This is a genomic window from Shimia thalassica (assembly GCF_001458215.1).
Classification (GTDB): domain Bacteria; phylum Pseudomonadota; class Alphaproteobacteria; order Rhodobacterales; family Rhodobacteraceae; genus Shimia; species Shimia thalassica.
Map to the genome: position 1 here is coordinate 252573 of NZ_CYTW01000002.1, position 22483 is coordinate 275055.

General features: G+C 56.5%; 23 protein-coding genes. 8 read left to right on the forward strand and 15 right to left on the reverse strand.

The genetic code is table 11. The features are described from left to right. Nucleotides 1–9: 9 nt before the first annotated feature. The 6 genes from PH7735_RS11120 to PH7735_RS11145 all read right to left on the reverse strand — a co-directional run bounded on the left by PH7735_RS11120 (nt 10) and on the right by PH7735_RS11145 (nt 5407). Nucleotides 10–648 (reverse strand): glutathione S-transferase family protein, encoded by a 639-nt coding sequence (locus tag PH7735_RS11120; RefSeq protein ID WP_058311446.1) that lies wholly within the window; start codon nt 646–648, stop codon nt 10–12. A gap of 275 nt (nt 649–923) precedes the next feature. Beyond that, the gene (locus PH7735_RS11125) at nt 924–2063 is read right to left on the reverse strand and encodes an acyl-CoA dehydrogenase family protein (RefSeq protein WP_058311447.1); all 1140 of its coding nucleotides are present in this window, start codon (nt 2061–2063) and stop codon (nt 924–926) included. A 19-nt stretch (nt 2064–2082) separates the two neighbouring features. Continuing rightward, nucleotides 2083–2295, reverse strand: coding sequence for a hypothetical protein (locus tag PH7735_RS11130; RefSeq protein WP_058311448.1), 213 nt, complete (start codon nt 2293–2295; stop codon nt 2083–2085). A 59-nt stretch (nt 2296–2354) separates the two neighbouring features. Continuing rightward, on the reverse strand, nt 2355–4130 hold the full coding sequence (locus PH7735_RS11135) for an acyl-CoA dehydrogenase C-terminal domain-containing protein (protein WP_058311449.1): 1776 nt from the start codon (nt 4128–4130) through the stop codon (nt 2355–2357). Nucleotides 4131–4145: 15 nt separating this feature from the next. Further along, nucleotides 4146–4547 (reverse strand): MerR family transcriptional regulator, encoded by a 402-nt coding sequence (locus tag PH7735_RS11140; protein ID WP_058311450.1) that lies wholly within the window; start codon nt 4545–4547, stop codon nt 4146–4148. Nucleotides 4548–5032: 485 nt separating this feature from the next. Then, nucleotides 5033–5407, reverse strand: coding sequence for a MerR family transcriptional regulator (locus PH7735_RS11145; RefSeq protein WP_058311451.1), 375 nt, complete (start codon nt 5405–5407; stop codon nt 5033–5035). Between the two features lie 114 nt (nt 5408–5521). Between PH7735_RS11145 and PH7735_RS11150 the strand changes: the two genes are divergently transcribed. Genes PH7735_RS11150 through PH7735_RS11160 form a run of 3 tightly spaced genes read left to right on the forward strand, consistent with a single transcriptional unit; the run spans nt 5522 to nt 7787 of the window. Further along, nucleotides 5522–5944: a PaaI family thioesterase gene (locus PH7735_RS11150; RefSeq protein WP_058311452.1), complete on the forward strand. Its 423-nt coding sequence runs from the start codon at nt 5522–5524 to the stop codon at nt 5942–5944. Further along, a complete protein-coding gene (locus PH7735_RS11155; protein ID WP_058311453.1) occupies nt 5945–6457 on the forward strand; it encodes a PaaI family thioesterase in 513 nt (170 codons plus the stop codon). It abuts the gene before it with no gap. Next, nucleotides 6450–7787 (forward strand): MATE family efflux transporter, encoded by a 1338-nt coding sequence (locus tag PH7735_RS11160; protein WP_058311454.1) that lies wholly within the window; start codon nt 6450–6452, stop codon nt 7785–7787. Before PH7735_RS11155 ends, PH7735_RS11160 begins: the two co-directional genes overlap by 8 nt. A gap of 45 nt (nt 7788–7832) precedes the next feature. Here the strand turns inward: PH7735_RS11160 and PH7735_RS11165 are convergent, their stop codons facing one another. Both PH7735_RS11165 and moaA read right to left on the reverse strand, forming a co-directional pair. Beyond that, the gene (locus PH7735_RS11165; protein ID WP_058311455.1) at nt 7833–9110 is read right to left on the reverse strand and encodes a 3-deoxy-D-manno-octulosonic acid transferase; all 1278 of its coding nucleotides are present in this window, start codon (nt 9108–9110) and stop codon (nt 7833–7835) included. A gap of 1 nt (nt 9111) precedes the next feature. Continuing rightward, nucleotides 9112–10116 carry a GTP 3',8-cyclase MoaA gene (moaA, locus tag PH7735_RS11170; protein ID WP_058311841.1) on the reverse strand — a complete coding sequence of 335 codons (1005 nt, stop codon included), beginning with the start codon at nt 10114–10116 and terminating at the stop codon, nt 9112–9114. A gap of 50 nt (nt 10117–10166) precedes the next feature. On the opposite strand from moaA, the gene PH7735_RS11175 reads away from it, so the two are divergent. Then, nucleotides 10167–10619: a hypothetical protein gene (locus PH7735_RS11175; RefSeq protein ID WP_058311456.1), complete on the forward strand. Its 453-nt coding sequence runs from the start codon at nt 10167–10169 to the stop codon at nt 10617–10619. A gap of 5 nt (nt 10620–10624) precedes the next feature. On the opposite strand, the gene PH7735_RS11180 is transcribed toward PH7735_RS11175, so the two are convergent. From PH7735_RS11180 to glmU, 4 genes are read right to left on the reverse strand one after another with little or no spacing between them, the layout of a single operon-like run. After that, nucleotides 10625–11308 (reverse strand): DNA alkylation repair protein, encoded by a 684-nt coding sequence (locus PH7735_RS11180; protein WP_058311457.1) that lies wholly within the window; start codon nt 11306–11308, stop codon nt 10625–10627. Continuing rightward, nucleotides 11298–11855: a pyridoxamine 5'-phosphate oxidase family protein gene (locus PH7735_RS11185; RefSeq protein ID WP_058311458.1), complete on the reverse strand. Its 558-nt coding sequence runs from the start codon at nt 11853–11855 to the stop codon at nt 11298–11300. The genes PH7735_RS11180 and PH7735_RS11185 overlap by 11 nt, the downstream gene beginning before the upstream one ends. Continuing rightward, a complete protein-coding gene (gene glmS / locus PH7735_RS11190) occupies nt 11855–13678 on the reverse strand; it encodes a glutamine--fructose-6-phosphate transaminase (isomerizing) (protein WP_058311459.1) in 1824 nt (607 codons plus the stop codon). The genes PH7735_RS11185 and glmS overlap by 1 nt, the downstream gene beginning before the upstream one ends. Continuing rightward, the gene (glmU, locus tag PH7735_RS11195; protein ID WP_058311460.1) at nt 13678–15033 is read right to left on the reverse strand and encodes a bifunctional UDP-N-acetylglucosamine diphosphorylase/glucosamine-1-phosphate N-acetyltransferase GlmU; all 1356 of its coding nucleotides are present in this window, start codon (nt 15031–15033) and stop codon (nt 13678–13680) included. The genes glmS and glmU overlap by 1 nt, the downstream gene beginning before the upstream one ends. A 137-nt stretch (nt 15034–15170) precedes the next feature. On the opposite strand from glmU, the gene PH7735_RS11200 reads away from it, so the two are divergent. Then, a complete protein-coding gene (locus PH7735_RS11200; protein ID WP_058311461.1) occupies nt 15171–15842 on the forward strand; it encodes an HAD-IA family hydrolase in 672 nt (223 codons plus the stop codon). Here the strand turns inward: PH7735_RS11200 and PH7735_RS11205 are convergent. Next, nucleotides 15815–17125, reverse strand: a complete 1311-nt coding sequence (locus PH7735_RS11205; protein ID WP_058311462.1) for an MmgE/PrpD family protein — start codon at nt 17123–17125, stop codon at nt 15815–15817. The genes PH7735_RS11200 and PH7735_RS11205 overlap by 28 nt on opposite strands. 153 nt (nt 17126–17278) lie before the next feature. On the opposite strand from PH7735_RS11205, the gene PH7735_RS11210 reads away from it, so the two are divergent. Then, nucleotides 17279–18472, forward strand: coding sequence for a DegT/DnrJ/EryC1/StrS family aminotransferase (locus tag PH7735_RS11210; RefSeq protein ID WP_058311463.1), 1194 nt, complete (start codon nt 17279–17281; stop codon nt 18470–18472). Between the two features lie 33 nt (nt 18473–18505). Here the strand turns inward: PH7735_RS11210 and PH7735_RS11215 are convergent, their stop codons facing one another. Next, nucleotides 18506–19792, reverse strand: a complete 1287-nt coding sequence (locus tag PH7735_RS11215; protein ID WP_058311464.1) for an APC family permease — start codon at nt 19790–19792, stop codon at nt 18506–18508. Nucleotides 19793–19896: 104 nt separating this feature from the next. On the opposite strand from PH7735_RS11215, the gene PH7735_RS11220 reads away from it, so the two are divergent. Continuing rightward, complete coding sequence (locus PH7735_RS11220) at nt 19897–21063, forward strand: isovaleryl-CoA dehydrogenase (protein WP_058311465.1); 1167 nt, start codon at nt 19897–19899, stop codon at nt 21061–21063. An 86-nt stretch (nt 21064–21149) separates the two neighbouring features. On the opposite strand, the gene PH7735_RS11225 is transcribed toward PH7735_RS11220, so the two are convergent. Further along, on the reverse strand, nt 21150–21752 hold the full coding sequence (locus tag PH7735_RS11225) for an OmpW/AlkL family protein (protein WP_058311466.1): 603 nt from the start codon (nt 21750–21752) through the stop codon (nt 21150–21152). Nucleotides 21753–21886: 134 nt separating this feature from the next. On the opposite strand from PH7735_RS11225, the gene PH7735_RS11230 reads away from it, so the two are divergent. Further along, nucleotides 21887–22480 carry a lysozyme inhibitor LprI family protein gene (locus PH7735_RS11230; RefSeq protein ID WP_233488306.1) on the forward strand — a complete coding sequence of 198 codons (594 nt, stop codon included), beginning with the start codon at nt 21887–21889 and terminating at the stop codon, nt 22478–22480. Nucleotides 22481–22483 lie beyond the last annotated feature (3 nt).

A 22483-nucleotide genomic window follows, 5' to 3' on the forward strand; every position in this document is an offset into this window, starting at 1 on the left:
CTCCTTGGGTCAGGCGCGGTCAGCAGGGCTGCCGGGCATCAGGTCATAGGGGTGTTTCCAGCCATCAATGGCTTGAATATTCGAAAGCCAGCGGTCGATGTTCGGCCACTCGGCGCGGTTGAACCCGAAAGGTTCGTCGTAAAATAGATATCCGCAGCAGGAAAGATCGGCATTGGTCAGCCCATCGCCCACGATCCAGTCACGGCCCTCAAGATGTTTATCGAGGATCGCATAAGTGCCTTTGAGACGGCCCTGATTAAAGCCGATCACCTCTTTGGGCTGTTTGTCTTCGGGCAGGAAGTTCATAAGGAAACGGGTCGGACCCGCGACGGCGCTCAGCTTGCTGTTGTCGAGCAAAACCCACCGGAAGATTTCGTAGTTCTCAGCCGCGTCTTTTCCGCCGAACTTGCCCGATTTTTCCGTCACATAGGCAAGGATTGCTCCGGATTGGCTGGTTTTGAAATCACCATCCACCAGAACAGGCGCTTCACCCATCTCATTGACGTTTTCACGGTATTCAGGGCTGCGGGTCTCGCCGGCGAAAAAGTCGACATAGACCGCTTCCCACTCGAGGCCGGACAGCTCGAGCGCAAGCGCAGCCTTGTAGGAATGGCCGCTTTCACCAAAGCAGTAGAGTTTTATTGACATAGCGCGTTCCCTGTGATTGGCGACGGAGCGGGGGTTTCACACCCCCGCACCCCCGTGGAGTATTTTTGAAGAGATGAAGAGGCGGGTTCACGCGTTGTTAAGGTTAACGCGTGAGTGTGTTTGGTACGGTACAGGCTGGAGAGCCGATGGCCGTAAGAGGTGAAGCCCTGCTGCCCCGCCAGCACATGCTGCGCCGGGTGGCAGGGTGGACGTCCTGCTTCATCTCTTTCTAAATACTCAAATTCCAAGATAGCCGCCTCCCAACAGCCTATCGGTCAGAGCGACCGCGAGATCAGTTCCTTCATGATCTCGTTTGTTCCGCCATAAATTCGCTGTACGCGGGCATCGACCCACATTTCGCCGATGGCGTATTCCTGCATGTAGCCATAGCCACCGTGAAGTTGCAGACATTCGTCAAGAACTTCACCCTGCGTATCGGTGATCCAGTATTTTGCCATCGCGGCCTTTTCGACTGTCAGCTCTCCGGCGATCAACTCGCTGATGCACTCGTCAAGAAATGCGCGTGCGACCTTGGTCTTGGTCAGACACTCGGCAAGCTTGAAACGGGTGTTCTGGAACTGCAGGATCGGTCCGCCAAAAGCTTCGCGTTCTTTGCAATAGGCGATGGTGCGTTCGACCGCCCCTTCCATCGCGCCCTGGGCGATACAGGCGATGACCAGACGTTCCTGACCCAGTTGCTTCATCATCTGATAGAAGCCCTGACCCTCTTCGCCGCCAAGGATGTTTTCGGGCGGGATTTCCACGTTGTCAAAGAACAACTCGGACGTATCCGCCGCGTGGCAGCCGATTTTTTCGAGGTTACGGCCACGCGAAAACCCTTCGGCGTTCTCGGTTTCGACTACCACCAGAGACGTGCCCTTGGCACCGGCCTTGGGGTCGGTTTTTGCAGCGACGATCACCAGATTGGCATGTTGGCCATTGGTGATAAAGGTCTTCGATCCGGTCAGGCGATAGGAATTGCCTTCCTTGATCGCACGGGTCTTGATCCCTTGAACGTCGGACCCGCCCGAGGGTTCGGTCATCGCCAGGGCGCCCACGATTTCGCCTGTCGCCATCTTGGGCAACCAGCGTTTCTTTTGCTCTTCCGAACCGTATTCCAGAATGTAATGCGCGACGATACCCGAATGGATGCCGTGGCCCCAGCTTGCCAGGTTGGCGCGGTTGGATTCCATCAGGATCACGGCCTCGTGGCCAAAGTCACCACCAACGCCGCCGTATTCTTCGGGGATCGAGGGGCACAACAGGCCGAGTTCACCGGCCTCTTGCCAGGTTTCACGGTCCATTTCGCCCTGCTTGCGCCATTTTTCAAAACGTGGCGCCCATTCATCATTGATGAATTTTGCGGTCATGTCCGCGAGCATCTGGTGCTCGTCTGTCATCCATGTCGAAGCCATTGATATCCCCAGCAAAGGTTCAGCGCTTGCGCGCGTCCAGATCAGAATTGAATTGTCTCAAGCGATGGCCCAGCCCTTCGGCATCGGTCACCGCGTCGAAGTTTTCAAAGAGAAAAGACAGGGCTTCACCTTCATCGAGACCAGCCTCGGCCGCAAAGCTGCGCAGGCGACGATACCCATCTTCGGTCATGGCGACCGGAAAACGGCGGGTCAGTCGAAAACGTTTCGGCATCTGTCCTCCCTCAAAGACTTTTTTGGGCAGGGCGGGGGGATCCCCGCCCGTGCCGTAAATCAGAACGCTTCTGCGCTCAGAGCCATCACAGTGTCGCCGCCGGACTGGATGCGCGCGAGGTGCATTCCTGTCGCGGGCAGACGACGTGCCATGTAATAACGGCCAGTGGTCAGTTTGGTCTCGTAGAACGCAGCGTCAGATGTGCCGTTGGCCAATGCTGACGTCGCGGCCTTTGCCATCTTGGCCCACATCAGGCCCAGGCACACATGACCGAACAGGTGCATAAAGTCGTTCGATCCCGAAAGTGCATCGTTGGGGTTCTTCATGCCGGTTTGCATAAAGTACATGCCCGCAGATTGCAGATCCTTTGAGGCCGCTTTGAGCGGTTCAATGAAATCTTTCAACGCTTCGTCGTCGCCGTTTTCCTTGCAGAAGGTTTTCACAAGATCAAAGAAGGCCATGACATGTTTGCCGCCATCTTGGGCCAGTTTGCGGCCAACAAGATCAAGCGCCTGAACGCCGTTGGCACCTTCGTAGATCATCGCGATGCGGGCATCACGGGTGAACTGAGACATGCCGTGCTCTTCGATATAGCCGTGGCCGCCATAGATTTGCTGGGCTTTCACGGTCATGTCATAGCCTTCGTCGGTCAGGAAGCCCTTGATGACAGGGGTCATCAGCGACACAAGGCCGTCAGCGTCTTTGTCGTTCGAGCGGTGCGCTTGGTCGATCAGGTTTGCGCCCCACAGGATAAACGCACGCGCGCCTTCTGCGAATGATTTCTGATCCATAAGCGAACGACGGATATCGGGGTGCACGATCAACGGGTCGGCCGGACCTTCGGGGTTTTCCGCACCGGTCACGGCGCGCCCTTGCAGACGGTCCTTGGCGTAATCAACCGCGTTCTGATAGGCGACTTCTGCCGCGGCCAGACCCTGCATGCCGACACCCAGACGGGCCTCGTTCATCATGGTGAACATGGCACGCATGCCTTTGTTCAGATCGCCCAGAAGATAACCTTCTGCTTCGTCATAGTTCAGCACACAGGTCGAGTTGCCGTGGATGCCCATTTTCTTTTCGATGTTGCCAACAGACACGCCGTTGCGCGCGCCGATGTTGCCTTCGTCGTCGACCTTGAATTTGGGGACGATGAACAAGGACACACCTTTGATGCCTTCGGGGCCACCGGGCACTTTGGCCAGAACAAGGTGAACGATGTTGTCCGCCATGTCGTGGTCACCGGCCGAGATAAAGATCTTCTGGCCCGAAATCTTGTAGCTGCCGTTGTCCTGTGGCTCTGCTTTTGTGCGCATCAGGCCAAGATCGGTGCCGCAGTGCGGTTCGGTCAGGTTCATGGTGCCAGTCCATTCGCACGAAACCATTTTGGGCAGCCATTTGGTTTTCTGCTCGTCAGTGCCGTGCGCCAGAATGGCGGCTGCGGCGCCGTGGGTCAGACCCTGATACATTGTGAAGGCCTGGTTCGAAGACGAGAACATTTCGCCGACAGCCGTGCCCAAAACATACGGCATGTTTTGGCCGCCGTATTCTTCGGGCATGTCCAGACCTGTCCAGCCGCCTTCTTTGACTTGCTCGAAAGCAGCCTTAAAGCCGGTGGGGGTGTAGACGATCCCGTTTTCCAGACGGCAGCCTTCGTGATCGCCTACAGCGTTCAGTGGCGCCAAAACGTCACCGGTCAGCTTGCCAGCTTCTTCCAGAACGGCGTTGGTAAAGTCGGCTTCCAAATCAGCATAGCCAGGGATGTCCGAGTTGGCGACGTTCAAAACATCGTGCAGGACAAACTGAAGATCTTTTACGGGGGCTGTGTATGTCGGCATGAGTCTCTTCCCTAATTACTCTGCGGCTTTTTTCGAGGCGTTGAACGAGACGATGATTTTTTCGCCCCACTTCAACTGTTCTTTCAAATCGTCGATGGCTTCGTTCAGCTCATCGCGTTGTTCTTCCATGTCTTGCAGGCGCTGCTGTGCCACCTCGTAGGTGCGCTGCAACTGGGTCGCCTGCTGATCGCCCATGTCATAGAGATCGAGCAACTGGCGAATCTCTTCGAGCGAAAACCCAAACCGCTTGCCGCGCAGGATCAGCTTGAGCCGTGCACGATCACGTTTGGTAAACAGGCGTTTCTGACCCTCGCGGATCGGAAACAAAAGCTCTTTGGCTTCGTAAAAGCGCAGCGTGCGGGGCGTTACATCAAATGCATCGCACATCTCGCGTATCGTCAGTGTTCCGTCAGTCATTTCGACAACCTCGTCTTTGTTGTTCCATGAACAGGTTGGTATCTGCAGCAATGGTTACAACGGTGCTTTACGTTGACGTAATCGAAACGCTACGTCACTTCTAAAGTTGACGTTGCGTTTGTGAAGGTAAAGTAACAGTTTCGAGATATGGGCGATTTTTCGCCGAAAAATTTTGGCAAAATCAGCTTGGAACGGGTGGTTTTGTCGGATGTTTCGGCCGCGACAAATGGACGGACGAAACTTATTTGCGATGATAGCAGCGAAACCGCCCCCTGAAACGCTTGGGTTTATTGGCGTTTCGTTGAGGGAGGCATCATGGGCGGCCCCGACGCATAAAGATGTTCAGCAGTCGCGTGGCAATCTGTGTGCGATCATGTGGCCAACGGCGTTGTTGTCGAAATAAAAAGCACCCTGACAAACACATGTGGTTCAAAAACAGAAAATCAATTCAGGGGCAAGAACCCCGCAACACTCTAAAACAGACATCACAGCTTTGCCAAAGCAACGGCGGTTTCGTCGCGAAGAGATTTCAATTCGTCCATCGCTTCGTCAAGCTGTGCCTTTTGTTCTTCCAACTCGGCATATTGGCGATCTGCCATATCAACAAACGCCTGCATTTGCGCCGCGCTGCCTTCGTGTTCGTAGATCATCAACCATTGGCGGATGTTCTCAAGCTTAATGCCGAATCGCCGTCCACGCATAATCAGGGTCATACGCGCGATTTCGCGAGAGCCGAAATACCGCGACCGTCCCTCACGTTCGGGTTCTAAAAGTTCAATATACTCATAGTAACGCAAGGTTCTTGGCGTCACGTCGAACTTGCTACACATTTCTTTAAATGACAGTCGCGCATCAGACATTGGTAATTCTCCTCGGCGCAGAACTTAGGACGCAATTTTATTTCGTGCAACCGCCCCCTTGCCGCGGATGCAAAATGCAGGACATAGTTGGCCCCGAGAATGACGGAGTAAAATATGAACCCCGAAAAATTGAAGATGGCGGAACAGTTCATTAGCGCGGTGCCACATTGCAAGACGCTGAATATGAAGCTGACCAATATTGGTGACGGGACGGCCGAGATGTCGTTGCCGTATGATCTTCGCATTGTGGGCGATCCGGAAACCGGCGTTGTTCACGGCGGGGCGGTGTCGTCTTTGATGGATACTTGCTGCGGTGCAGCGGCGATGAGCCATCCGTCTTCTCCGGCGGGGACAGCCACAATCGATCTGAGAATTGACTACATGCGTGCGGCAACGCCGGGCCAGACCATCGTCACCCGCGCGGAATGCTATCACATCACGCGCTCTGTTGCCTTTGTGCGTGCGGTCGCGATGGATGATGACGTTGACCGTCCGGTGGCGACAGCGACCGGCGCCTTTACTGTGGAGGGTAAATAAATGGCCCGTAAACGTCCCGAACCCGTCCAGATCGTAAAGCAACGTCGCGATGCCGCGCTGAACGGCCTGGTGCATGGTGTGCCTTATGTTCAGTTTTTGGGGATCGAGTTCGACCGTCGCGGTGATGAATTGACGGCGGTGATGCCCTTTGACGAAAAGCTTATCGGCAACCCGATGCTGCCCGCCTTGCATGGCGGTGCCATTGCCGGTTTCCTCGAAACAACCGCTGTGATCGGGCTGGCGTGGTCCAATCTCTGGGAAGAGATCGAATCCGGACGTTTTGACACGGATGAGTTGGCACTGGGGCATTTGCCGCGGCTGCCAAAGACCATTGATTTCAGTGTCGATTACCTGCGGTCCGGGCTGCCGCGTGATTCCTATGCGCGTGCACGGGTGAACCGGTCAGGGCGCAGGTATGCCAGTGTGCATGTCGAGGCATGGCAGGATCAGCGCGGTAAACTGTTCGCGCAGGCCACGGGCCACTTTCTGATGCCTGCTTCCAAGGATGACTGACGCCGCGGCGATCACACACAGCCGGGTTCTCAAAACCGCCGTTCCGATTGTGATTTCGAATGCCACGATCCCTTTGTTGGGATTGGTGGACACCGGCGTCGTCGGGCAACTTGGCGCGGCGGCCCCGATTGGCGCCGTCGGCATTGGCGCAACTATTCTGACCGCGCTTTACTGGCTGTTCGGCTTTCTTCGGATGGGAACAACCGGTCTCACTTCACAAGCCCACGGTGCCGGCAACACGGCCGAGGTTTCGGTGATGCTGACCCGTGTCGTGATGATCGGCTTTGTGGCGGGGTTGGGCATCATCGCGCTTCAGGTGCCCCTGTTTTGGCTGGGGTTTCAGTTGTCGCCAGCAAGCGCCGAAGTCGAAACCATGGCAAGAGAGTACCTTGCGATCCGTGTCTACAGCGCGCCGGCGATGATCGCGCTTTATGGCGTCACGGGGTGGTTGATTGCGCTTGAACGCACCCGCGCGGTGCTGATTTTACAGCTTTGGATGAACGGCCTGAATATCCTGTTCGACCTTTGGTTTGTTCTCGGGCTGGGCTGGGGCGTGTCCGGTGTTGCGTTTGCGACTTTTCTTGCGGAATGGAGCGGCCTTTTTCTGGGGATCTGGTTGTGCCGTGAAGTTTGGAGGGGGCGCGACTGGCTGGATTGGGATCAGGTGTTTGACCGTGTGCGATTGCGCCAGTTGGGAATTGTCAATTCTGACATCATGATGCGGTCGCTCATGCTTCAGGGGATCTTCATGTCTTTCCTGTTTCTCGGCGCGCGGCTGGGCGACGTGACCCTAGCCGCCAATCAGGTACTGATGCAGTTCCTGTCTCTGTCGGCCTATGCGCTCGACGGATTTGCCTTTGCTGCAGAAGCGCTCGTCGGGCAGGCGTTTGGCGCTGGAAACCGGGCCGCGCTGCGCCGTGCTGCGGTTCTCAGCAGCATTTGGAGCGTTGCAATCGTCGTGGTGATGACTCTTGGCTTTGCTCTCGGGGGCAGGGCGCTCATTGATCTTTTGACCACCGCAGAAGGCGTGCGCGCTGAGGCCTATCAATATCTGCCTTACGCGGTTCTTGCGCCGGTTTTGGGTGTGTGGTCCTTTCTTCTGGACGGCATTTTTATCGGCGCCACCCGTACACGGGACATGCGCAACATGATGGTTGTGTCGACAGGTATCTATATCGCGGCGGTTCTGGTTCTGATGCCGGCCTTTGGAAATCACGGGCTTTGGATGGCCATCCTGATCAGCTTTGTCGCGCGCGCGATCACGTTGGCGTGGCGCTATCCAAATCTGGAACGCGCGGCAGAAAACCAGCAGCAGTCCGCAACCGGATAGGTTTATGGGGTGAGGAGAGGTTGGGCATAGTCCACCGCAGCCTCTTTAGGTTCTGAGGGACAGAAGGGTTTGCACAACGGTGTCGCGGTTGTTTTTGGCAGCCGTGACATAGGTGTGGGCGTTGTCTTGCAAGGTTCTGAGGCGCGGGCTGTTGAACAGGCCGGCCACGCTCAGCCCAAGGGCCGTGGCATCTTCGACCTCAAGCGCGGCATCACAGTCTGCCATCTCGCCATAGGCTTGTGCAAAATTCGCATAAAGCGGACCATGCAGAATGGCACAGTCAAAATGGGCCGGTTCATAGGGATTGTGTCCCCCGACAGGAGCAAAGGAACCCGCCACCAAAACAATGGGTGACAAATGATACCACAGACCCGTTTCCCCCAACGTGTCCGCAAGATAGACTTGCGTCTCGGGGGTGATGGGGGTGCCTGCGCTGCGTCTGGCAACGTTCCAGCCATCCGCACGTAACTGGGTTTCTATCGCATCTCCGCGTTCGGGATGGCGGGGGGCAAGGATCAAGAGTGCATTTTGGGCCTGACTTGTCACAATGCCATGGGCGGCGGAAACGATGCTTTCTTCGCCTTCGTGGGTCGATGAGGCCACCCAGACAGGACGGTCGCCAATATCGACACCCAGAGTTTGCGCTTCGGCTGTATCAACCGGCAGCGGGGCCGCCGCGGCCTTCATGTCGCCCGAGGTGGAAAGGGCTGCGTCCTTTGTGACAAAGGCGGCCAAAGCATCGCGTGTGCTGTCGGTCTGGCACATGATGCGGTCAAATCGGGAAAACAGGGCCTGTGCCGTTTTGGGGCGCTTGTGCCAGCTTGCCACAGACTTGGCCGAGAGGCGGGCATTGATCAAGGCACGCGGAATGCCGCGCGTTTCGCAGGCCAAAATCTGATTTGGCCAGATTTCACTCTCGACGAAAATGGCAAGATCAGGCGCCCAGAAGTCCAGAAATCTGCGGGTGGCTTGAGGCGTGTCGAGTGGCGCAAACTGGTGAAATGCGCCCTCGGGCAGGCGTTTGGCAGCAATATCTGCGGCTGTCGTGGTTGTGGTTGTCACCAAAACCGAGGTGTCGCGTTTGACAAGATCGCCGACCAAATCCAAAATCGAGAGAAACTCGCCCACGCTGACGGCATGCATCCAGATCAAAGGCCCGTCGGGCCGCGCCAGCGACGGTTGCCCCTTGCGTTCTGTCAGACGATCCATGGGGCCGTTTGTGGCCTCGAACCTGCGCCGTGCAGCACACAACGCCAAGGGCGCGCCAATAGCGGTCAACGCTTTATAAAGGCGTATCGTCAAAGTCAGAGGGGCAGGTGCCATATTAGCCGCCGGTGTGACTCATGTGGCGGGTCATCTGGCCGTCAACCTTCTGGCGGGAATAGTCAAAGTCATGGCCTTTGGGCTTAAGACGAATCGCGGCGCGAATGGCGTCTTCGATCATCGCATTGTCCGCCGAGGCCCGCAGGGGCTCTCGCAGGTCATACATATCTTCCTGACCAAGGCACATGAAAAGCTGTCCAGTGCAGGTCAAACGCACGCGATTGCAGCTTTCACAGAAATTGTGGGTAAGGGGCGTGATAAACCCGATCTTCTGGCCGGTTTCTTCCAGCCGGACGTACCGCGCCGGTCCGCCCGTGCGCTCTGCAAGGTCGGTCAGGGTATAGGTCTCGCGCAGGGTGTTACGCAGATCGCTCAGGGCCCAATACTGATCCAGACGGTCTTCGTTCCCAAGGTCGCCCATCGGCATAACCTCGATCCATGTCAGATCCATATCGCGGCTGGCGCACCATTGTGTAATCGGGATCAGCTCGTCTTCGTTGAAGCCCTTCAACGCAACCGCATTGATTTTTACCCGAAGCCCGGCCTTTTGCGCGGCATCAATCCCCTTGAGAACCTGAGGCAGGCGACCCCAACGGGTGATTTCGGCAAATTTTGTCTCATCAATGGTATCGAGCGAAATATTGATTCGGCGCACGCCTGCGGCATAAAGCTGATCAGCGTATTTTTCGAGCTGCGAGCCATTGGTGGTGACAGTCAACTCTTTGAGCTTGCCGCTTTCCAGATGGCGCCCCATCGCGTTGAAGAATGTCATGATATCGCGGCGCACAAGCGGTTCCCCGCCCGTGATGCGCAGCTTTTCAACCCCGAGGTCGACGAAGGATGTGCAGAGGCGATCCAACTCTTCCAGAGTGAGCAGCTCTTTCTTGGGCAGAAAGGTCATGTTTTCCGCCATGCAATAAACACAGCGAAAGTCGCAACGGTCGGTTACCGAAACACGCAAGTAATTGACAGCGCGTTGGAAGGGGTCGATCAAGGGTGCAGTCATAAGACTATAGGTAGTGCCAGAACCGTGGGCGAGCAAGGGGAGATGCATTAATGCACAAAGTCAAAATAGGTGCCGGTGTATTTGCCTGTCTTGCGCTTGGCGCCTGCAACAGCTTGCCGCAATGGGCAACCGGCGATGGTAACGCAGCACCCGCTGCATCCTCAGAAGAGGTCGCACCCTTGCCAGATGGCACTGTGCGTCCTGTTTCGCGTCCCGATGGTTCCGCCGTGGTTTCGCCCGTCGCCGCCACAAGCGTGAGCGGGCCGCTGGGCACGACGATTGCGTCGCTCGGCGATCCGGCTGAGGCGGGTATGTGGCTGAAAACGCCCAAGGTTACCACAAACCAACCCGGCAGGGTGACTTACAAAGGGCGCACTCAGGATGTCACGCTTGTGCCGATCGAAGGCGAGGCTTCGGCCGGTTCGCGGATATCCCTGTCTGCGATGCAGGCTTTGGGAATTCCGCTAACCGATCTTGCAGAAGTCAGCGTTGAAGCCTTCTGAGAAAGCTAGTCTTTCGGCAGGAACTTCGCGGCTTCTTTGCGTGCAAAGGGCTTCATTTTCTTTGCATAGTTCTTGAGAAAATAATCCGTCCGTGCCGGATCATGTTTGGAAAGATCCCGCAACCACCACGCAACCGACTTTTGGATGAACCATTCTGGATCACCGACATAGCGCGCGGCCCAGCCCAGAACACGTTGCCGCACCGCCAGCTCGTCTGGCTTGGGGTGGTTCTGTTTTGTAAACGGCAGGGTGATCACCATCGCGGCACGACGGGTCCAGTGGCTGTCTGATTTGGTCCATTCTTCAACCTCGTCCACACGGGACAGGTCCGCGATCAGGCGCTTTTGCCCAGCCATACAGGCGTGATCTGCGATCGCCCAGCTGTCAAAGTCCGGAACCCAGGATTTGATCAGGTCCCAAACCGCATCGTCGGGGCGAATGCGCGCTTGGGTCAACAGCTTTGCCGCCGCCAGTCGCGCCTCGAAGATGTTGGTCTGCCACAATTGATCTGCAAGGGCGACGCGTTCTTCCACGGTCAACGTCTGGCGCCACTCTTTTGTCAGGTCGTTCAGGGCGGGATTGGGAATGCCCAGATATTCGCGGGGAACCTTATGATAGTCGGCCATGCCTTCCGCACGTCCCGGTTCAATATGGGCCTTCAAGGCGGCCAGTGCATCGTCAAGTGTCATCGGGATCTCCGAGAATGTCAGTGGGCATACCATCAATGGTATGTTGGTTACGGTCTTCCCAATAGGTTTGGATGCCTTCTGGGCCACGATCTTCTGCCCATTTGGCCAGTGTGTCGCGGTCTTCTACAAAGTCATAGAACGGTACGGCATATCCACAAGAAGTCTGTACCATGTCAACGTGCATATCGTAAATCTGACGGGCACTGACGATTTCGGGGAAAAGAGCGTTAAGTTCGTCGAACTCGGGATCGCGGCGGTGCAAGGTCCGGGCGCTGCCATAAGCCCGAAGGATCATGGGGCGCTTTTCAAATCCGCACCACATTAACGTCATGCGGTTGGATTGCTTCAAATGGCCCGCGGTTTCGTTTCCGCTTCCGGTGAGGTTCCGCCAGATGATGCGGTTGTGTGACAGCACGCGCAGGCTATCCATGCCTTTGGGAGAGATGTTGACCCGTCCGGTGGGGGCTGCCGACCCCACAAAGAACAGGTGTTGCGCTTCGATGAAGGCGCGATGCGGCGTTTCGATTTTGTCGAACTGTTTTGCCATTATTCGACTGTTACGGATTTGGCGAGGTTACGGGGCTGGTCCACATCTGTGCCTTTTGCAACCGCCGTGTGATAGGCCAAAAGCTGGGCCGGAATCGCATAGAGGATTGGCGTCAGAACGTCATCAACCTCGGGCAGCGTCACGACATCCCACACCCCCTGAGAGCCTTCGCCGGCACCTTCACCGTCCGTAATCAAAAGCACTTTTCCGTTGCGGGCCATGACCTCTTGCATGTTGCTGATGGTCTTGTCGAAAAGGCCGTCTCTGGGGGCCATCACAACAACAGGCACGTGTTTGTCGATCAACGCAATGGGGCCGTGTTTCAGTTCGCCTGATGCATAAGCTTCGGCGTGTATATAGCTGATTTCTTTTAGCTTCAGGGCGCCTTCAAGTGCGAGGGGGTACATAAGCCCCCGACCCAAAAACAGAATGTCGCGTGACTCGGCCAGTTTGCGCGCAACGGCTTTGAAGGCGCTTTCCCGCTCGAGAGCGGTGTTCAGGATGCCGGGCAATGTGCGCAAGGCGTTCAGCTTTTCCTGAACCTCTTCGGGGGTCATCGTGCCACGGTCTGTTGCGGCCTTCAGGGCCAACATCAAGAGCACGGTCAATTGACAGGTAAAGGCCTTGGTCGAAGCCACACCGATTTCCGTCCCTGCAAGGATCGGAAGGGCGACGTCGCTTTCGCGGGCGATCGAACTTTCGGGCACGTTCACGACCGAGACAATCTTGTCTGCCTTGCCTTCGCAATACCGCAGCGCCGCAAGCGTGTCCGCTGTCTCTCCCGACTGGCTCACAAACAGGGCCAGAGTTCCCTTCGGGATCGGAGGTTCACGATAGCGGAATTCAGAAGCAACATCGATTTCGACAGGGATACGGGCCAGCTGCTCGAACCAGTATTTGGCGGTCATGCAGGCGTAAAAGGCGGTGCCACAGGCAACCATCGTCAGCCGTTCAATCTTGGTGAAATCAATATCATCCCCGGGCAGGGCCACGGCGTTGCCGTCGTTCGACAGATAGTGACGTACCGCTTCGCCAATGACGTTGGGCTGTTCGGCAATTTCCTTTGCCATAAAGTGTTTATGACCGCCTTTGTCGACCTGTGCCTGATCCAGATGGATCGTGCGCACTTCGCGGTTGGCGACCTCGCCGTCTTTATTCCGGATTTCAAGGGACGTGCGTGTCAAAACGGCGCTGTCCCCTTCCTCTAGATAGGTGATCCGGTCCGTGAGCGGTGCCAGTGCAATCGCATCTGAGCCGACGAACATTTCGCCTTCGCCGTGCCCGATGGCAAGCGGCGATCCCTTGCGGGCCGCAACGATCAAATCGTCTTCGCCTTCGAAAAGGAAAGCCAAGGCAAAGGCACCATCCAGACGGGACAGGGTTTTACGTGCGGCCTCGACAGGTTCAAGACCCTCAGCGATATAGCGCTGCGTCATCAGGGCGACGGTTTCAGTGTCGGTTTCGGTGACAAACTGAATGCCCGCATCCTGCAATTCGGCGCGAAGCTCGCGAAAGTTTTCAATGATGCCATTGTGAACAACGGCAACGGGGCCCGCCTGATGGGGGTGGGCATTCACAACAGAGGGCACGCCGTGCGTTGCCCAGCGCGTATGCCCGATGCCAGATTTTCCACGAAGGGGGTCGTGCACCAACAGGTCGGACAAATTCACAAGCTTGCCAACGGCACGACGACGGTCCAGCGTCCCGTGGTTGACGGTGGCAATTCCGGCGCTGTCATAGCCGCGGTATTCAAGCCGCTTTAGCGCCTCAACAAGGATTGGTGCCGCTTCGTGATTTCCAAGTACCCCGACAATTCCACACATTAATTCGCTCCCTCATCCCGCTTTTTCTTTTTAGACTTTAATAAATCGAACATTTTGGTGGTGAGACCCGGTTTGGTCACCTGCTTGGCCCGCGCCAGAGCCAAAGCTTCGGCAGGGACGTCTGACGTGATGACAGATCCGCTTGCCGTCATCGCCTGATCCCCAATGGTGACGGGCGCGACCAGCATTGTGTTCGACCCGATAAAGGCGTTCGCCCCGATCGTGGTTTTGTGCTTCATCACGCCATCGTAATTACAGGTGATGGTGCCCGCACCGATGTTGGTGTCATGGCCCACAGAGGCATCACCGATATAGCTCAGGTGGTTCACCTTGGCGCCCTCGTCGAGGATGGCGTTTTTAATTTCCACGAAATTGCCGATCCGAACGTTCTCTGCCAGCTCGGCACCGGGGCGCAGGCGGGCATAGGGGCCAACAACCCCGCCGCGCGACACGTGACAGCCTTCAAGGTGCGAGAATGCACGGATGTGCGTGCCGCTTTCGACTGTTACATCGGGCCCGAAATAGACGTTTGGCTCAATCACGGTGTCGCGCCCGATGATGGTGTCATGGCTGAGCATGACGGTTTCTGGCTGTTGCAGCGTGACCCCGAGGTCCATCAACTCTGCACGTGCCCGTGCCTGAAAAATGGCTTCGGCCTGCGACAGGTGCAGGCGCGAATTGATGCCAAGGGTTTCTTCTTCTTCACAGGCAACGGCCGTCACCGAAAGCCCTTTGCCGCGTGCGATACCGACGATGTCTGTCAAATAATATTCGTCTTGCGCATTGTTGGCTTCAACGGCGTCGATCAACGCGAATATCTCTTCGCGACCGGCCAGCATAACGCCACTATTACAGAATGTTATGGCGCGCTGTTCATCGGTGGCATCCGCATACTCGACGATCGCAGAGAGTTGGTCGCCATCCATTACAAGGCGGCCGTATTTGCCGGGGTCTGCAGCTTCAAAGCCCAGAACAACCACGGCGTTGTCTTTGCGTGCGGCGACCATATTTTCGAGAGTTTCGGAGCGCACAAAAGGTGTGTCCCCAAACAGGACAATCACGTCGCCGTCAAAATCGGCCAATGCGGCGCGCGCGGCGTCTACTGCATGTGCGGTGCCTTTTTGCTCTTCCTGCAAAACCACGGTGGCCTCGGGATCATAGTCTTCGACCGCCGCTTTCACCGCGTCGAACCCGTGACCTGCCACAATGACGGTACGCTCGGGGTCCAGAGGCGCGCCGGAACGCATGGCGTGAATCAACATCGGAGCGTTCGCGATCTGGTGCAGAACCTTCGGCATATCCGAGTTCATCCGCGTGCCTTTGCCTGCGGCAAGGATGACAAGTGCAGTGCTCATACGTGTTTTCTCTTTGTATTTGTTGTTTGCCCGTTTTATCCGTTCAAGGCATCGGCGCAAGGCCGCGGGCCATCAAAAGGCGTTACGCAGTGTAACAGCGATGGGCGAAAATACGCCATAACAGGCAGGAGAGCAGTATGCGAACGGTTGTGTTTGACCTTGATGGAACGCTGGCGGACACCAGCGGAGACCTTTTGGCGGCGGCCAATGCGTGTTTTCAGGCGATGGGGGAAGGCGACGTTTTGCGCGTTGAAACCGATGCGGGAACTGCGTTGCGGGGCGGCAAAGCCATGCTGACACTGGGTCTGACGCGGCTCGGACGCATGGATGCGGCTCTGGTCGACAGCTATTATCCCATGTTGCTCGAGGCCTACGGCGCTGCCATCGACACCCATACATTCCTCTATCCCGGCGCGATGCAGGCTGTCGCAGACCTAAGCGCGATGGGTTATGGCGTTGGGATCTGTACCAACAAACCCGAAGCATTGGCAGAACAGCTTATGGCCTCATTGGGGGCGCGGGACGCATTTGGGGCATTGGTCGGGGCAGATACGCTTGCGGTGCGCAAACCCGATCCCGAACCTCTGTTTGAAACCGCGCGCCGTCTGGGGGGCGATCCAGCCAAAACCCTTTTGATCGGAGACAGCGTGACCGACCGGGAAACAGCGCGTGCTGCGGGCGTGCCGTCAGTACTTGTCACTTTTGGCCCCAGCGGCGAAGACATGGCGGCGCTCACACCAGAAGCTCTTTTGCATGATTACGCGGACTTGCCAGATATGGTTCAGGATTTGATCGGCGTGAACAGGTGATCGGTGAGGGTCGAGAGGGGACCGTTCGCCAGCTCTCTCAGACCGTTTTCAATGTGCATCGCGCGTTCGGCGCCGATCACGGGATCGGCCAGACCGTGAAATTTATCGCGTAACTCTTGGGCTGTGGGCGGTTTGGTATGATCCCATTTGGGTTCCATCCAAGCCCCTTCCAATTTTGTGCCGTTCTTCAAACGCAATGTCGTGCGCGCAAACCGTTGCGCGGGAAACTTTTCGTTCGCGAAATCGGACTCGATGACCTCGGTCGCATCTGACAGGCGCAGCACTTCGGCATCCTGCAGGGCCGCCCCCTCAAGATGTTCGGGGCGCACGTCTTGGTGAACCAGTGCGGCGGCAACAGGGAAGGATGTCGAATATTGCGCCTCTTCGCCGTTGCGAGGACGCTTTGTCGCCAGCCTGACTGATTCAAGGAACGTGTGAATTTCGATGCTTTCAATGTCGCTTGTCCCGACATCATGAGTTTGCTGCAATGCCATTGCGCCTTCCATGGGCGCCTGTGCCCAGCGGCAAACGGGGTAGGGTTTGTAATACTGTTCCAGAATGTACCAGCGTTCGCCTAAATCCGCCCAAAAGTCCGGGGCATCTTCCACAGTTATGGCCGGTGCGCCCGTAAATCCCTTTGCGGCCAGACGTGCGGCTGACAGGCCGGTCATGGCGCCCCATCCGGCTCCGTCTTTGACCATTGTCGGAAAATCGATGCATCGCATCATCTGGCTTCTGGGGGCGTGGTATTCTGCAATGCCCAGCGCATGCCGTGTTGTATCCGCATCCAGCCCCATTAGACGAGAGGCCGCTGCCGCCGCCGCAACCGCGCCCCAGCTGCCAGAGGTGTGGTAATCGGGGCATGTGGCGTGCTGGGCCATTGCCGTGCGCGCACCAATTTCATACCCGACCACAACTGCTTCCAGAAATGCGCGTCCGCTGGCGTTCGCAACATGGGCCGCCATCAATGCAGCGGGCACCATGGGGGCCGCAATGTGCCCCTTGGCGGGATTGAACCCGTCGTGACCATCCAGTGAATCGATCATCATCCCCGCAGCCAGCGCACCGCCAAGAGGGCTTGCCATGCGCCCGTCGAACAGCAGGGGAATTGTGCCGCCGAAATCTTCGTGGGCGTGGTCACGGATGATTTGGGACGTTGGTGTGGGAAAACCGCCTGCACCGACCCCCAAGACGTCCAAAAGGTTCAGTTCTGCCTGCGTTTTGACCGCATCTGACAAAGAGTCCCATGTCAGCGCATGAATGAATGTGATCGGGTTTGCCATGTTTCTATTCATCCTCCAAAGACACGGTAACAGGCAGGCGTGATCTCTGAGGTCTGTTTGCGACATGGAATTGTGATTTATGTTGGCGCATGGGCGGAAACTGTGTCCTATGCAGCGATAAGAACATCGACACGTGATTGTAAGGCCACACCTATGACCGAGACGTTTCAAGGAAGTTTCACACAGCAAGAACCCATTCCGGACGAGGGTATCGAAGCCGCGATGCGGGTGCTTCAAAGTGGCCGTCTGCACCGATACAATGTTGGACCGGACGAGCAGGGCGAAACGGCTTTGCTGGAACAGGAATTCGCTGCGCAAATGGGCGCAAAATACTGTCTGGCGGTTGCATCTGGCGGATATGCGCTTGCCACATCCTTGCGCGCTTTGGGGGTTAAGCCCGGCGACAAGGTTTTGACCAATGCCTTTACACTTGCGCCGGTGCCCGGTGCGATTGCCAGCGTCGGCGCCATTCCCGTTTTTGTCGGCGTGACCGAAAACCTTGTGATCGACCTTGAAGATCTGCGCGCCAAAGCCGCCCAAGCGGATGTTTTGATGCTGTCCCATATGCGGGGGCACCTGTGCGACATGGATCTTTTGATGGAGATCTGTGACGCGACAGGGCTAAAGGTTGTTGAGGATTGCGCCCATACGATGGGCGCGAAATGGAAAGAAACCCTGTCGGGTCGCCACGGTGCGATGGCCTGTTATTCCACGCAAACCTATAAACACGCCAACTCGGGTGAAGGCGGATTGCTGGTTTCTGACGATGATGAGTTGATGGCCAAGGCGATCATGCTGTCGGGGTCCTACATGTTGTATGAGCGGCATCTGGCGCGCCCTCCGATGGAAGTGTTCGAAAACGTGAAATACGAAACCCCCAATATTTCCGGCCGCATGGATCATCTGCGTGCGGCAATCCTGCGTCCGCAATTGCGCGATCTCGACCAGCAGGTTGCGCGCTGGAACGAACGTTATCGCGTGATCGAGGACGGCCTGCGCGACACTCCCGGTTTGACCGTGGTAGAGCGCCCGGAACAGGAAACCTATGTCGGGTCATCCATTCAGTTCCTGTTGCTGGATTGGGATGCCGACAAGATTGACGATGTGTTGCAACGCTGTGCGGCGCGCGGGGTCGAGTTGAAATGGTTTGGCGGTGCAGAACCGGTTGCCTTCACTTCGCGTTATGATTCATGGCGGTACGCGCCCTCTGAAGCCATGCCTGAGACGGATCGCGTTTTGGCCGGTGTGATTGACATGCGCATTCCCCTGACGTTTTCGGTCGAGGACTGCGCCTTTATTGCAAGCATCATTCGCGCCGAAGTCAGCGCGGTTTGGCAAGAAGGCTGATGCTGTTTTGTGGGTGCGAACGGGGGCAGGGATTTAACCCAACTTTGTGAAGACCCACGCACCCAAAGACAGAAGCCCATAGAGCACCAGAACAAAAGCAAGCTGCGCAGGCGCATGCGCGGCTTCGAACCACAAAATCAGGATTGCACCAGCTGACAGCCCGCCAATGGCGGCGATGGTCATCGCGGGATGGGCTTCGGTCTTGCCGCGATGTACGTGGTTGGCCCAAGCCATCAGAAGCGAGACCAGCAAAAATGTGATTGATCCAAACTCGAGGATCAGACGCAGGTCTCCGATCAGGATCAGCAGGCAAGCAAATCCGGCCATTGAGAGAACGGCATTGCGGGGAATGCCACGAGGGCGCGGTGCCATCCATTTTGGAAAGAACCCGTCCCGCGCGATGACAGACATCAGACGTGACGCACCAAACAGCGTGCCGGAAATGGCGCTCATGGTGGCGAGCAATGCGCCCGCGATCACCAGGTGTGTCCCGATCGGCCCCAGAATATCGCCCGCACCCGAGGCCAGCGCGTGTTCCTGATTGGCGATGATCTCGTCAAACGGGATGGCAAGCACTGCTCCGACAGCGATCACAACATAGACCACGGTGGCAAGCGTCACCGCTGCATAAATTGCCCGGGGAATATTGTGTTCGGGACGGGCCATGTCATCCATGGCATGTATGACCAGCTGGAACCCCTCATACGCCACAAAGGTGACCGAGGCGATTGTCACGATCCCGAGCAACGGGATTGGGGTGTCGACGGGGAACAGCTCTGGAAGGCCGATTGAAGCGTTGCCCCATAAGACGCCTGCCACCACCAGCAGAATCACGATCTTGGTATAAACGAGTAGATCTTCGAGGCGCCCCATACCTTTTGTCGACCAGATGTTCACTCCGGCAAAGGCGAGAATGATGCTCCAAGCCACAATTTTTCTGAGCCACGGATCATCGGAAAACGGGGCAATGGCGTATGAGGCAAACGTGAAGGCATAAAGTGCAATTGTCGAAATGTAGCCAAACACAACCCACCAGCCAATAAGCGCAGCCGAGAAGTCGTGATGGGGAAAGCTGCGCTTGAAAAAGGCATAGGTCGCGCCTTCGTCACGATAGAAAAGTGCAAGCTTTACATAGGAATAGGCCGCAAGTGTAGCGATGCATCCCCCCAGCCCGATGGCGACGGGTGTCCATGCCCCAATGGTGGCGACGCTCAGCCCCAGAACCGTGAAAATGCCCCCTCCGACCATCCCGCCCAAAGCAATCGCAATCAGTTCAGCAAGACCGAGAGGCGGGGCGGTTGAAGGGCGGTCAGGGCGCATGTCGCAAGCACATTGTTTGAGGTTGTCTGGAAAAAATCTTGATCGAATGCATGACATGATCTAGTTTAATGAACAAGCGTTCAATAATGGGAGTGTTTTGAGCGATGTTCATGCACACAATGAATTTTGATCTGGGTGAAGACGTCAACGCCATGCGAGAGATGGTGCACCGCTTTGCTCAGGAACGGATCAAACCGATGGCGGCCGAGGTCGACCAGAAAAACGAATTTCCAAACGAGCTTTGGAAAGAGTTTGGTGATTTGGGCCTTTTGGGCATTACCACACCGGAAGAATACGGTGGGGCAGGGATGTCATATCTCGCGCACGTCATCGCAGTGGAAGAGATCGCACGGGCGTCGGCGTCGGTGTCTCTGTCTTATGGCGCGCATTCGAATTTGTGCGTGAACCAGATCAAGCTGAACGGCAACGAAGAGCAAAAGCAGAAATATCTGCCGGGTCTCATTTCGGGCGAAAACGTTGGCGCGCTGGCAATGTCAGAACCATCCGCGGGCTCGGACGTGGTGTCGATGAAACTGCGCGCGGAAAAGCGCAACGACCGCTATGTTCTGAACGGCAACAAATACTGGATCACCAACGGTCCCGACGCGGACACGCTTGTTGTCTATGCCAAGACCGATCCGGATGCAGGCGCGCGCGGAATGACCGCCTTTATCGTTCAAAAAGACTTTAAGGGTTTTTCGACATCGCCGCATTTTGACAAATTGGGCATGCGCGGATCGAACACGGCCGAGCTGATCTTTGATGATTGCGAAGTGCCCTTCGAAAACGTTCTCGGCGAAGAGGGCAAAGGCGTTGCGGTTCTGATGTCCGGTTTGGACTACGAGCGTGTGGTTCTTGCGGGAATTGGCACCGGTATCATGGCGGCCTGCCTTGATGAGGTGATGCCATACATGGTCGAGCGCAAACAGTTCGGTCAACCCATCGGAAGCTTCCAGCTGATGCAGGGCAAGATCGCGGATATGTATACCGCGATGAACTCGGCGCGTGCCTATGTTTATGAAGCTGCCAAAGCTTGTGACCGTGGTGAAATCACACGTCAGGACGCTGCCGCATGCTGTCTCTATGCCTCTGAAGAAGCCATGAAGGTTGCCCATCAGGCCGTACAGGCCTTTGGCGGCGCGGGCTATCTGAGTGACAACCCTGTCGGTCGTATTTTCCGGGATGCCAAGCTGATGGAAATCGGTGCGGGCACGTCGGAAATCCGTCGCATGCTGATCGGTCGTGAACTAATGGCATCGCAAGGTGCATGAAAAAAAGCCCGTGTGACCGAGAGGGGCACACGGGCTTTCGCATGAATTCGGCTGGGCCGTTGTGGCCCAACCGCAATTTTACAGGATCAGAAGCGGTGCACGTAGGATACGCCCAGAACAATCGGATCGATCTCAGCTGTGCCGATGTAAGCACCGTTCAGATAAGTGTCGCTTTCGATGTCCATATAGCGCGCTTCAAAGCGAACCGATCCGGTGTCGCTGATCTGATAGTCAACACCGATGGTGGCTGCGAGGCCCCAGCTGTCTTCGAGCTTGAGGTTGCCAAGCGGGCTGCTTTCTTCAAAGAAAGTGGTGTAGTTCACGCCAACACCAACGAAAGGCTTCCAGGCCGACTTGGTCACAAAGTGATAGTTCAGCGAGATTGTGGGCGGCAGGTGCTTGGTTGTACCGGCATAAGCACCACCAAGGCTGATGTCATGCGAGAAGGGCGAAGCGGCCAGCAACTCGATACCGAGGTTGTCGCGGATAAAGTATTCAGCAGTCAGCGACAACTGGGTGTTGTCGTCGATGGTGGCAGATGCGCCAGCAAGAGTGCCATTGTCGGATTTGGGGTTCACGTTGGCGATACCAACACCAACGGTCCAGTCGCCTTGCGATTGCGCAAGAAGAGGGCTGGCCAAAACGGTCAAAGCAGTGGTCAGGGCCAAGGCGGCAGTCGTACGTTTCATTGTCTTACCTATTACAGAGTTTGCCCGCCGACCCTGTGCCGAGTCGCCAACCAAGACTCTGATCTGGATCAATTTTATGTCAGTGCCTCAAGTGGTGCTTTAAAATTGGACCATATAAATAAGGGGAGTTGCATATGATGCATATCGACCTTTCATTTTCTGCATGTCTGTTGGCGCCGGACTCTGCGTCGGGCGCGCATGTATTCTCGGGCGTCCACAGAACAAGAACGTTGCTGGCTGGTGCCATGTTGACCTGTCTGGCAAGCGCTCCAGCATTTGCGCAGGATTTGGTCTTTGATCCTACCGGCACCATCAGCTGTCTTGCGACAATGGTTGAGGATCAGGATCCGACCAGCTGTGTCGGTACATCTGCAAACGCCTGCATGGAGGCCTCTCCGGGGGGCGGATCCACGGTGGGGATGGGCGGATGTCTCGAAAAGGAACGCCTCTATTGGGACGGACGCCTGAACGCGGCCTACTCAAAGGTGCGCACCGCCGCCAAGGCCATTGATGCAGAGATGCAAGATCTCGGATCCAGCGCGCCGTCGCAAGGCGAAGCCCTCGTCAAGATGCAGCGCGCATGGATCGCGTATCGCGATGCGACTTGTGACTATGAAAGATCGCTCTGGGGCGGAGGTACAGGCGGCGGACCCGCCACTGTCTCTTGCCACATGTATTTGACCGCCGAACAGGCGCTTTATCTCGAGGCCCAAGAGGGCATCAACTGAACT